A 12320-nucleotide genomic window follows, 5' to 3' on the forward strand; every position below is an offset into this window, starting at 1 on the left:
CGGCAGGCCGGGATGGCCGGAATTGGCCTTTTCGACGGCATCCATCGAAAGGAAACGGATCGCATTTGCCATCCGGTCGTGTTGTTCGCGAGAGATCATCAGATTGGTTCCGGTGGTTGGAGGATCGTTCAAACTACGGCGGCGACCCGCTGCAAAATGTCGAGATAGCCCCCGACCGTCCAGGCTGAGCGGCCGATAAACAGGCCGTCGATCGCGGGTTGGCTGACAAGCTCGGCGCAATTCTGCGGATTGACGCTGCCGCCATACAGGATGGGAGCAGCACGTCCGAGGCAGGCTTTGGTAACGGCTGCGATTTTCGCATGCCGCGCACTGGCATAGTCCAGGGTTGCCGGGATGCCGTTGACGCCGATCGCCCAGACGGGCTCGTAGGCGATCAGAATGGTTGCCGATTTTTCCGCGCCTTCAAGCTGCGACAAGGCGCCTTCGACCTGACGACGAAGAACGTTGTCGGCTTCACCGGCTTCCCGCTCAGCAAGGGTCTCGCCGATACAGACCAGCGGTATCAAGCCATGGCGAACGGCCGCTGCCGTCTTCAGGCCGACGGTCGTATCGGTCTCGTTGAAGAATTCACGCCGCTCGCTATGGCCAATTTCCACCAGATCGAGATTGCAGTCCTTGAGCATGACCGGGGAAATCTCTCCCGTCCAGGGACCGCCATTATCCCAATGCATGTTCTGCGCGCCAACCTTGACGCTGGTGCCGGCCAACCGTTCCTTGACCTGCCGCATGGCGGTAAACGATGGAATGATGAAACGCTGGACACGCGCATGGCTATCTGCGTCGGCAGCAGCCAGCCCTTCGGCAAAGGCGAGCGCCTCGGCCAGCGTCTTGTTCATTTTCCAGCTTGTTCCAACCCAGAGTGTGGAATTGGTCATGTCATCATCCTCCCGGCGGCAGGGCCGCCATTTACCTTCGGGCACGTCTACCGATTGAAACCCGTGTTGATGTGCGGTTCCCAGTAGGCGACCGATTCACGGATCATCTCGACGACGTTACTATCGGTGGGTTCGCGCTCGCGGAACGACAGTTCCATGCAGATTTCGTTGTCCGTGCCGCCGGCGTCGGTGACCGTTTTGATGAGCTTTTCCGGCTGAATGCGACCATCCTTGTTGTGCGCGGCCGTGAACGGCCAGTGGCCACCCTTGTTCATCGACGACTGCTTGACGTGGATGATCGGTGATTCCTCCGGAAAAGCAGCGGCCCAGGCATAGGGGTCGGTATCGTCGGGATTGGTCGAGGTGACGTCGCCATGATCGATATCAACGATCATCTTGAACGGCAGGGGCAGTCTCGCGGCAGAAAGACGATTGTCGAAGGATCGGCATTCGGCAATCGTGTGGCCGAATTCGCGCCGGACAGACATCGGCTCCCAGAACAGGTAGGAGAGGCCAGCAGCTTTTGCGTGTTCAGCCACGTCGCGCCAGCATTCGATCACGATCTCGATCAACGCTTCGCGGCGAACCGGATCGTCGTCGTCCTTCTGTGTAAAGACGGCGAATTGGGTGCCCATGCCGTTGGCCCCGAGTTCACATGAGATATCGGCCAATGTGCGGAACCAGTCGAGATAATAGCGCCGAATATCAGCATCCGGATGGCCGAAATGGTTGAGACGGCCATAGGTGCTGGTCATCACCGATGTGACCTTCACGCCGGTCCTGTCCATCGCCCTGCGGAACTGCCGAACGCGCTTGGTGATCACCGAAGCCGGCCAGGACGGATTGATGAATTCCGGTGTGAGCTGGATGTGGCCGATCCGGATGCGCTCGGCCAGCGTGTCGATGAGGTCATCGACATCGGCGAACCGATTGACCAGCGGATTTGTGTTCAGCGACAATCTGAGCGCCATGGTGATCCTCCTCGAGTCATGACACGGGCGGCATTGTGCCCTGGTACCGCGTCTCTCATTCCTGATGGTTGTGACTGTTCATCCCTACGATGCGCCTGCCTTTGCGAGGCCCGAGACGACCTGCGGAATATCGGCGAACCGATCGATCAGGGCATCGGGCAGCAAATTGGCAAGCGGCGACTTGGCGTACCCGTAGCTCACCGCGATCACCGGGACACCGGCAGCCTTGGCCGTTGCGACATCGACTTCGGAATCCCCGACAAAAATGACCGGATCGCCACCACCGGCTTCCCTTGCCGTTTCCAGCAGATGCCGTGGATCAGGCTTGCCGACGCCAAACGTATCCGGCCCGGCAATGACCGGGAAAAAATGCGCGAGCCCGAGGTCGCGCAGGATCGCCTTGGCGTAAAGTTCGATCTTGTTGGTACAGACCGCAAGGCGCCAGCCATCGTCCGCGAGCACGGCAAGCGTCTGCTCGACATCCGGATAAGGCCGTGTCTCCTGCGACAGACGCCCGGAATACAGCTCTGTGAAACGTTTGATGGCCCTCTTGCCCTGTTCATCCTGCCATTCGACCGCGCGCAGGTCCAAGGCGCCCCGAACCAGATTGGGAATGCCGTGGCCGATGAGTTTCCGTGTCGCCGATACGCCGATGGCCTCCAGGCCCATTTCCCTCATGAGACCGTCGAGCGAGCCGGCGAGATCCGGCACACTATCGACCAGCGTTCCATCCAGATCAAAAACGACCGTACCTATGTGTTCACCCCTAAAACTGGTCATCTCTTCGTTTCCCTAAGCATGGATCGCGCGTCCTTCGGAGGCGAGGACCGCTTCATGAACGACTTCCGAAAGCGTCGGATGTGGGAAAACCGTCGCGGCTAGCTGTTCACGGGTCGCCCCCACCGTCATCGCCAGAGAAAAGACAGAGATGAATTCGCTGACATTCGGGCCGAGCATGTGCGCGCCGATGACCTGCCGGGTTTGCGCATCGAACAGGACCTTGACCATGCCGTCGGTTTCATTGAGCGTCACCGCCTTGCCATTGCCGCGCAGGCTGAAACGGCCGATCTCGAATGCCCGCCCTGTTGCGACCGCCCCCTCCTCCGTCAGCCCGATCGAGGCCAACTGCGGATGGGCAAACACGCAGGACGGAACCGGCCCGAGTTCTGTATGTCCGGCACGTCCGGCGATCCCCTCGGCGCACATGACGCCTTGATGTTCGGCCTTGTGGGCCAGCATTGGCGGACCGGCGACATCGCCAATCGCATAGATGCCCGGAACGGTCGTTCTGCCCCGAGACATTGTTCGGATCGTGCCATTCGACAGTTCGACGCCGAGACGCTCCACGCCCAGACCCTCGATATTGGCAACGACTCCAACTGCCGAAAGCAGCTTTTCGGTCTTGAGCATCCGTATCTCCCCATCCGCGAGCTTGAGCCTTACGGTTAGGCCGGCATCAGTGGTCGGCGCGTCGCAAATAGTCGCACTGCAGAGGATGTCAATGCCCTTCTTCTTCAACGCCTTGGCCATCTGATCGGCGATCTCGGCATCTTCCAACGGCAGGATGCGCGGCATGCGCTCGATCAGCGTCACCTTCGTTCCGAGTTCGGCATAAAAGGCCGCAAATTCGACGCCGATCGCGCCGCCGCCGATGATCACAAGGGTTTCCGGAAGCTCTGTTGCCGTCATGGCATGGTGATAGGACCAGATATGCTGGCCATCCGGCGCCAGGCCCGGCAAGACACGTTCGCGCGCGCCTGTCGCTATGACGATGTGCGCTGCCTCATAGTCGCCCGGAGGCAGGACGCCTTTCGGTAGATCGCCGGGCGAAGCCTTGACGGTGACACGGCCGCGATCCGTAATTTCGGCGTCACCCCAGATCGTATCTATCTTGTTTTTGCGAAAGAGAAACTGAACACCGGCGTTCAGCTGTGCGGCAACGTTGCGCGAACGCTCGATTATTTTTTGCAGGCTGATTGCGGGCTCTGCCACGTCGATGCCAAAACGGCCGGCGGTGCGCAAATCCTGAAGGATTTCTGCCGAATGCAACAGCGATTTCGTGGGAATGCAACCCCAGTTCAGGCAGACACCCCCCAGATGCCTGCGTTCGACCACGGCCGTGCGAAGGCCGAGCTGGGCGGCACGGATCGCGGCGACATAGCCGCCCGGTCCTGCGCCAATGACGATGAGATCATAGGCTGGCATCGGCCTGTCCTTTCAGTCGCAAAATCGCGATGGCATATGACGGTTCTGTCTCCGGTCAATCGCACTGCGCACCCTTGGGAGTGCGCAGTGCGACCGGGAGGTGAAGCGACCGATCAACCGGCGCTTCGAACAGCTTCCGCCACGAGACGCCCCACCAGCGATGCTGCTTCCAGCTGGGGCAGATGCCCTACATTCGGCAGACGATACAGGCCGACGTGGGACGGCACAGCATCAGACTGTTCGGACGGAAAGATCCGATCCTCACGACCGACAATGGCCCGCACAGGTCCGCCGAAGCGCAGCAAGGCGTCGCGGATCGAGAAAAGCTGTGTATTGCCGGCAAAAACACCGGCGGCAAGCCGCGCCTGATGATCAACCATTGCCGTTCCCTCGCGTGCTGCCAAGGTGGCCCGGACCAGAACACCCGGCAGCAAGGCCGGATCGTGGACCAGGAGTTCGAGCCAGACCTTCAGCGCCGCCTCGCTTGTCGAGGAGAGGAAACCGGCGATGTAGTCGCCATTGATCCTCGGGCCGAGACCACCGGGGGACAGAAGCGACAGCGACCGGACCTGGAGATTTCCGCCACCTGCGATGCTGGCCGCAACGGCCGCGCCGAGCGAATGGCCGACGAGATGGACCCGGTCGATGCCTTCTGCCACAAGCGACGCATGCACGGCTGCGGTCAGGCTTTCGAAATCTGTCGCAACCGACGATGCCGCAGCACCGTGGCCTGGAAGATCAAGAGCAAGAATAGGGTTCGCCAGGCCAAGATGCGCAACGAACGGCTTCCACGCGGAAAGCTCGCCACCGAAACCGTGAATCAGTACGACCGGATCGCCTGTTCCGGATTGAAGGGTGCGCACGGGCAATGCGCCGCCTGATGCACGAACCGAGCTGCCGCTGAACGGCAGAACAGACGCGGTGCCGGACCTGCTGCGCTGAAACGCCTCGACATCGCGTTTGACCACAGCGCCGCGAGGACCAGTGCCGGTGATCTGGGCAATATCGACCCCGGCGCTGCCGGCAAGCCGACGCGCCAATGGCGATGATCCCCCGGTGCCGGTCTTCAGCCATGCGGTTTCGGTTTCACGAGCAAGTTCGACCGGCGTCGCCGTGACGCTTTCGCCAGCCTGGCTGACAATCTCCTGCGCATTCTCACCGGAAAATCCGGTGGTGGCTGCGCTTTCGAGAACCTCGCCCTCCTCGCCGACCATAATGATCGGTTCGAGCACGATGGCCATATCGCCGACCTTGTAGCGAACTTCCAGAACGGTACCGGTCTCAAAGGCTTCCACCTCGAACACGGCCTTTTCCGATTCAACCTCGGCGACGATATCGCCTTTCTTCACCTTGTCGCCGACCTTGATGTTCAGCGCTGTAATCTTGCCTTCGGTAAGGTCTTGCCCGACCTGCGGCATAAGAATGGGACGTGCCATGACGTTTGCTCTCTTTCTCAAGCCACACGGCGCCGGACGGACTCAACCGACTGGGCGACGAAATCGACGGTCTTGCGGGTGGCGGCAGCGAATTCGCCGGCCGTGGTCGCGAAGGCGCCGAACTGGGAAAATTCCTCCGGCTTCATACCGTCGAATTCATAGGCCTGCCGGAAATACGGAATCTGCAGCAGCTTCTCGATGGTTTCAGCCGGCGCATCTTCATCGATAGCGCGCGGATCGAAATCAGGCAGACGGTCTTCGGCCTGCATCAGCTGATGGATATAGCCGGGTGGGCATGTATAGACGAAGTCGCCGCCGGCGAGCTTGGAGATATGCCAGCTGGATGCCGTGCCACCCGGCCCCGTATCGGATACCCGCATGGAGCATTGCAGCATCTTGCTGGGGTGACCCCGCTCCTTGCCATAGCGGTAGGCGCGCTTGAGAACGGCAAGTTCCCCGAGGAGAATGTCTTCGGGCGAAAGCGCAATGCCGCGTGCCTCGGCCTGCGCCTTCAGATCGCCGACATTGCCGAGCCTTGCCGACATATGCGTGATGACCGAGCGCCATTTCGAAAGATCGACACCATTCGACTTTGCGCGTTCCAGACCGCGCGAGACCGCGTCCATGCAGGCGACATATTGCGGCACCGTAAAGGACGTGGTGTTGTTGGTCGAGATACCGCGCGCCGTCAGTTCCTCGATGACCTCGTAGCCTTCCTTCGAGCCCGGAATCTTGACCATGACATTCGGAGCGATGTCGGCAAGCTGCAGACCTTGCTCAAGCATGCGCGTCCGGTCGGTGACGAAACGCGGATCGACCTGACCGGAGACAAGACCGTATTTTCCGCCTGACGTGTCATAGACCTTGCGGATCATGGCGGCGCCACGGCGAACCACGTCGAGATAAATGGTCCAGTAGATGTGCTCGATATCATCAGAGCCGTTTTCGGTCGCAAGCTTGCGGATTTCCTCAGCCCAGAAGGCTGGATCGGCCTGGATCGCCTGCAAGCACAGGGGGGGGTTGGTGGTCACGCCACGAAAACCCATTTCACCCGTCGCCGACACGTGATCCGCATCGAAGAGGCGCGTCAGCTGCGCCTCCCAATCGGTACGCTTTTCCGCCGGTGCATCCTTCAGAACGGATGCTTTCCACCCCGGATAGATCAAGGGAGACGAATCCCACCAGATTTCACATTGGGGATTTGTGGCCGCCAGTTTTTCCAACACATTCATAGACATCGTCGTTTTCCTGTCCTGTCCAAAGATCGGTGATCATTCGGCGGCGAGTGCGAAAGACTTGGCATGCAGCGTACGGCGGGCAGCGACAACGATGTCGTCGACCTGCGGAACGCTGGCCTTTTCCAGCTCGAGATTGAACGGAACGGGGATATTGAGACCGGCGACGATCTCGATTGGCGCGTCAAGATCATAGAAGGCTTCCGCCTGGATGATCGAGGCGATGTCCGAGGCCACGCCGCCGCGGCGCACGGCTTCCTGCGCGATGACGACCCGGTTGGTCTTGGCGACCGAGGTGAGGATCATCGCCTTGTCGAGCGGTACCAGTGTACGCGGATCGAGCACTTCGGCATCGATACCCTCTTCGGCGAGCTTCGCTGCTGCTTCGAGGGCACGCGGGATCATGTTCGACCAGGCAATGATCGTCACGTCCTTGCCCGGACGCTTGATGTCGCCCTTGCCGAATTCGATGACATGTTCACCGTCGGGCACCATGCCCTTGGTCATGTAAAGATGCTTGTGCTCAAGGAACATCACCGGATCCTGCTGACGCAACGCGTATTTCAGCAGGCCCTTGGCATCGGCCGGAACCGAAGGCATGACAACCTGAAGACCTGGAATATGATAGAACAGCGCCTCGAGGCTCTGCGAATGCTGCGCCGCCACGCCGCCGCCCGTCCCGCCCTGGGTGCGCATCACGAAAGGCACACGTCCATCGCCACCGGTCATCAGGCGAAACTTCGCCGCCTGATTGACAAGCATATCCATGCCGAGCATGGCAAAGTCGACATAAAGGATTTCAACGATCGGACGCGCACCGGCAATCGCCGCCCCGACACCGACGCCGATCATGCCGGCTTCGGCGATCGGCGTATCACGGACGCGGTTGGCGCCGTATTTGTCAAGCAGCCCTTCCGTCACCTTGTAGGAACCGCCACGCTCGGCAATGCCTTCGCCGATGATGAACACCGAGCTGTCGCGTTCCATTTCCTCGTCGATCGCCTCGCGAAGGGCGTCACGGTACATCAGTTCTCTTGCCATTTTCGTTCTCTCTCCCCGGAAGCTCAATAAGCAGCAGCGAATTCGCGGAATTCCGCGATGGTGACCTCGCCGCTCGCTTTCGAAAACTCGACCGCAGCCTCGAATTCCAGCCGGATCTCATTCTCGATCGCATCGATTTCGGACTGGTCGATGCCGGACATCTCCGTCAGCGCAGCGCGAGCGCGATCGACCGGGTCTCGTTCCTTGTAATAGGCAAGACGGTCGGCGGGCATGTACTTGCCGGGGTCATTCACGTGATGGCCCATGTGACGATAGGTCTTGGCTTCGATGAGGATCGGCCCCTCGCCGCGACGGCATTTTTCGACGGCATCCTTCGTCATATTGTAGACGGCGAGCGAATCGTTGCCGTCGACCTGATAGCTCTCCACGCCGATGGCGAGGCCACGCTTGTAGAGATCGACCTCGCGGGTCGATTCCTCGATCTTGGTGGAAACCGCATACTGGTTGTTCTCGACGACCAGGACAAAGGCGAGATTCCAGATGGCCGCCAGATTGAGCGATTCCATGAAGGTGCCGTTGTTCGACGCGCCATCGGTGGTGAAGGTGACGGTAACCGCATCAGTACCTTTGATCTGCGATGCAAGCGCAGCGCCGACACCAAGCGGTGTGCCGGCACCGACGATGCCGTTAGCGCCGAGATTACCGGCTTTGATGTCGGCAATGTGCATGGATCCGCCGTAACCGCGGCAATAGCCGGTATCCTTCTGGAGGAGTTCGGCAACCATCTTATTGATGCTGGCGCCCCAGGCAATGCAGTGACCATGGCCGCGGTGGGTCGACGCAATATAGTCGCCATCCTTCAGTGCGGCGCAGACGCCGGTCGCAATACCTTCCTGCCCCAGATAGGGATGGAAGTACCCGCGGATCAGGCCCTGACGGTAAAGCTTGATGCCCTCTGTTTCGAAGACACGGATTTTATAAGCGGTCCTGAAAAGTTTCTCCAGGAGCTCCCTCGATGGGGCATTGCCGTTGCTGGATTGGGCTGACATGGATGCTTCTCTCCCCGGATTGGTCCATTGTTTCCTCGTTACAATGTATCTAACACCCTCCAATAAAACTGTCGAGAAAATTTTCTCCATAAATTGGAAATCACGATGATCGATCTTCGCAATCCATAAATTCGACCAGGAATTTTTTCTATCTATATGATATATCTCATTTAAAATATTCTCGCCGTGTGAAAGAAAGTTCATTTTGCGCGCGGATAGTGACTGAGATCGTTCACGCACACCATAACTTTCCATGATTTTAGAAAATTCCTTTCAAGATCGATTGAAAATATTCTGCCGGATTTCTTCTGCGGGATATGCGCGCTTTGTAAGCATCGTAAGCCGTGACCGCCGCCCGGAATTTCACCCACAGGAATAGCTTGAAGCATTCGGGTGAAACTTTTATTCTTATCCAAGGAATGCTAGAGAAGGGGACGCTACCACGATGGCAGCGCCACTCGCAGAAACGGAAATCGTGCATGACTGAGCCTCGCCAGCTTTCGGACCTTCAGCAAAGCGATCTTCTCGAACGCATTCAGGAACGCTACGGGACGCTGCGCAAGTCTGAGCGGATTGTTGCCGATTTCCTTCGTGACAATGCCAGCAAGAGGCTTGATTCCTCGATCACGGAGCTTGGCCGCAATCTGGGCGTCAGTGAAGCCACGATCAGCCGCGTCAGCCGCGCCCTTGGTTACGAGGGCTATCCCGACATGAAGCTGTCCCTGGCGGAAGGCGCCCGAAGCCGCCGGTCATTCGTCAATATTCCCCTCGAAATCGAAGACAGCGATTCTCTGATCAGCACCAGCGGCAAGCTCGCCTCGCTGTTGATTTCAGGCATTGAGGGAACGCATCGCATGCTGGATGCGCAGCGCCTGGACCTTGCAGTGGAGGCCTTACACAAGGCGCGAAAGATCGTCTTCGTCGGTGTCGGTGGCGCTGCCTCGATCTGCGACGAGGCAGCCCATCTTTTCATGAAGGCCGGCTTTGACGCCACAAGCTATCGGGACGGTTACACACAGACGATCGTCGCCGCCACGCTTCAACCCGATGACGTGATGGTTGGAATATCACACACCGGCACAACGGAAACAGTCGCGGACGCGCTGCTACTCGCCCGCGAACGGTCTGCAACGACGATCGCGATTACCAGCAATGCAAATTCGGATGTCGCGAAAGCGTCCAGCGTATCGCTGATAACCTGGGGTGCCAGCCAGCAAGTCGTTCCGTTGCATGGGGACTTCCTGGAGGGTCGGATCAGTCAGTTGTTCCTGATCGACCTTCTCTATGTCGGCACATTGTTCCGGACGGGTGAAAAGACGGCGCAAAGCCTTCGCACGACCGGCGCTGCTCTTGAGAAGCGATACCGTCACCGCAAAAACGACGAAACCTGATCCTGCAGGCGATCCGAAATTCCTTATGAATTTTCGGATCGCCTGCGTGGAGCCTCAAACCAATGAAGCCGGCTGATCCACGATTGCGCGACAAGCCGGGATGTCGATACCTGCGTCCAGATCTGTAACGATACGGTCTGCCAACGCGAAATCCTCCTCGCCAGTGTAGGATGATATCGTGACAATGCAGCGCATGCCTGCGGCCTTGGCAGCCCTCAGCCCGTTATTGCTGTCTTCGATCACCATGCATGCGGACGGAGTAAGCCCCAGTGTTGTCGCGGCAAGTTCGTAAATGTCGGGCGCGGGCTTCTTGGCCGCGACCACATCGCCTGCAAAGACCGTGATCTTGGCAGATCGCTGCGGACCGAGCATCACGTCCACAACCGCCTGCACCGCATTCTCGTTCGAGGTGGAACAGACCGCGAGCGCAATGCCGGCGTCAATGGCCTCATCAACGATACGGCGAACACCCGGGCGCAAGGGGAGCGCACCGGTGCTGATCAGCGTCATGAAGATATCCGTCTTCAGGTGATGTATACGGGAGATCAGGGCGTCGCGATCGGGATAGGTCTGCGGCCACCCCGTTTCATCGAAATGCCGCCGCATCCGCTCCTTGCCACCTGCCGTCAGAAGCAGCGCGCCGTAGCGCTCGACATCCCAGATGCAATCGATACCCAGTTGCGCAAAAGCCTGATTGAACGCAACCCGGTGGCCATCACGTTCCGTGTCGACAAGCACGCCATCACAGTCGAAGATCAATGCCTGCATCATCGCTCAACCCGCCGTGCCGGCAGCATGCGCGGCCTTGCCCTGGGAGCCGAAAGCGGTAATCATGTCGCAGACATCCTTTTTCATCGCGTCATACTGGCCGATAATGAAGGGCAGCGGCTCCTCAAGCTTGGGCTTTTCCTGTCGCACACCGATAAAGCCCTTGATGAAGCGAAGCTTGTGCATCGTCGAAATATTCACCTTGGCGCAGCCTGCAGCGATGCAACGGTCGAACTGTTCCTGGCTGAGGCCGGTACCGCCATGAAGCGCGATCGGGATGGCCACCGCAGCCGTGATCTTTTCGAGCAGTGCGTAAGCGATTTTCGGCTGGCCCTTGTAGACCCCATGCGCCGTTCCGATGGCTGGCGCGAAGACCGCCAGATTCGGCATGTTCTTCACGAATTCGAGGCATTCGTCATAGTCGGCGAGTATGGCGGAATCCTCGGCGACGAACTTGTCGTCCTCGACACCGCCAATGGCACCGATTTCGGCTTCAAGGCCGACGCCGGCCGATTCCGTCAGCCGGTAAATGGCCTCCGAGCGTTCGCGATTTTCGGCAAAGGGCAAAGACGAACCGTCGAACATCACTGACGTCCAGCCGGCATCGATGCAGCGCTTGATGACGTCTTCGTCAGTGCAGTGATCGAGATGAAGCGCGACAGGAACGTCCGTATCTTCCGCCATCATGCGGACCCAGGTGGCGATTGGCTTGAAGCCCCAATGCCGGATGGTTTTCACCGAGACCTGAACGATAATCGGAGCGTTCATATCGGCAGCGCCTTCAACGATGGAACGCGCGCTGTTGTAGTCAATCATGTTGAAGGCGGCGATGCCGTAACCGTCGGCCTGCGCCCGCTTCAGCATCGGCCCCATCGATACGAATGCCATGTTCTGCCCATCCTGTGCGTGTCTGCTGTCAAAACCTTCATCAGACAAATTCTGTCCGAGAGGTGACGGGCCAACGGCGACCCCGGTAACCACTGATATCAAATGCAGCGTATTTGTAAATAATTTTCTTTTTCAAGCCCATCAAAAATATTCAATTATTTCAGCTAAAATTGCTGATTTATCGAAAATTTATCAGAAAATGTGCGTTGGCAAAATACTCTCATTCGAGCAGAATTCTGAATTTGTGAAAATTATTTATTTTTCACTATCAACGAAACCCATGCAAAAGAACGCCCGGAGGATGACCTCCGGGCGTTTTGGTTCTTGCAATCACCGTGTCAGCGTCCGGTGCTTATTTCTGCCAGCTCTTGACCAGTTCGTCGTAGTTGACGGTGATCGGCTGTTCTTTTTCATTCTCGATCTTCAGCTGAGGCGCGAGGTTGCCCGCCTTGACGGCTTCCGCGTTCCAGTAGGCCAGA

The 12320-nt window shown here is 58.6% G+C and carries 12 protein-coding genes; 1 reads left to right on the forward strand and 11 read right to left on the reverse strand.

Going from position 1 to position 12320, the window contains the following annotated elements; genetic code table 11:
• From AX760_RS28005 to AX760_RS23315, 9 genes are all read right to left on the reverse strand, one after another.
• Positions 1-132 (reverse strand): hypothetical protein (locus tag AX760_RS28005; RefSeq protein ID WP_425348888.1); only part of this gene is annotated, 132 nt, incomplete at its 3' end.
• Entirely contained in the window at positions 129-896 is a 768-nt protein-coding gene (locus tag AX760_RS23280; RefSeq protein WP_071835405.1) for a triose-phosphate isomerase, read from the reverse strand. The genes AX760_RS28005 and AX760_RS23280, both read right to left, overlap by 4 nt.
• Positions 897-943: 47 nt before the next feature.
• On the reverse strand, positions 944-1867 hold the full coding sequence (locus AX760_RS23285; RefSeq protein WP_071835406.1) for a sugar phosphate isomerase/epimerase family protein: 924 nt from the start codon (positions 1865-1867) through the stop codon (positions 944-946).
• Between the two features lie 84 nt (positions 1868-1951).
• Positions 1952-2647, reverse strand: coding sequence for an HAD family hydrolase (locus AX760_RS23290; protein WP_071835407.1), 696 nt, complete (start codon positions 2645-2647; stop codon positions 1952-1954).
• Positions 2648-2659: 12 nt separating this feature from the next.
• Positions 2660-4072: a dihydrolipoyl dehydrogenase gene (gene lpdA, locus AX760_RS23295; protein ID WP_071835408.1), complete on the reverse strand. Its 1413-nt coding sequence runs from the start codon at positions 4070-4072 to the stop codon at positions 2660-2662.
• Positions 4073-4185: 113 nt separating this feature from the next.
• Positions 4186-5508, reverse strand: coding sequence for an acetoin dehydrogenase dihydrolipoyllysine-residue acetyltransferase subunit (locus AX760_RS23300; protein WP_071835409.1), 1323 nt, complete (start codon positions 5506-5508; stop codon positions 4186-4188).
• A gap of 17 nt (positions 5509-5525) precedes the next feature.
• The gene (locus AX760_RS23305) at positions 5526-6746 is read right to left on the reverse strand and encodes a transaldolase family protein (protein ID WP_083531307.1); all 1221 of its coding nucleotides are present in this window, start codon (positions 6744-6746) and stop codon (positions 5526-5528) included.
• Between the two features lie 33 nt (positions 6747-6779).
• Positions 6780-7784 (reverse strand): alpha-ketoacid dehydrogenase subunit beta, encoded by a 1005-nt coding sequence (locus AX760_RS23310; RefSeq protein ID WP_071835411.1) that lies wholly within the window; start codon positions 7782-7784, stop codon positions 6780-6782.
• 23 nt (positions 7785-7807) lie between these two features.
• Complete coding sequence (locus AX760_RS23315; protein WP_071835412.1) at positions 7808-8794, reverse strand: thiamine pyrophosphate-dependent dehydrogenase E1 component subunit alpha; 987 nt, start codon at positions 8792-8794, stop codon at positions 7808-7810.
• A gap of 479 nt (positions 8795-9273) precedes the next feature.
• Between AX760_RS23315 and AX760_RS23320 the strand changes: the two genes are divergently transcribed.
• A complete protein-coding gene (locus tag AX760_RS23320) occupies positions 9274-10185 on the forward strand; it encodes a MurR/RpiR family transcriptional regulator (protein WP_071835413.1) in 912 nt (303 codons plus the stop codon).
• Between the two features lie 54 nt (positions 10186-10239).
• Here the strand turns inward: AX760_RS23320 and AX760_RS23325 are convergent, their stop codons facing one another.
• Positions 10240-10956 (reverse strand): HAD-IA family hydrolase, encoded by a 717-nt coding sequence (locus AX760_RS23325; RefSeq protein WP_071835414.1) that lies wholly within the window; start codon positions 10954-10956, stop codon positions 10240-10242.
• Between the two features lie 3 nt (positions 10957-10959).
• A complete protein-coding gene (locus AX760_RS23330; protein WP_071835415.1) occupies positions 10960-11841 on the reverse strand; it encodes a class II fructose-bisphosphate aldolase in 882 nt (293 codons plus the stop codon).
• Positions 11842-12320: the final 479 nt, after the last annotated feature.

Source organism: Pararhizobium antarcticum (assembly GCF_001885585.1).
GTDB lineage: Bacteria > Pseudomonadota > Alphaproteobacteria > Rhizobiales > Rhizobiaceae > Pararhizobium > Pararhizobium antarcticum.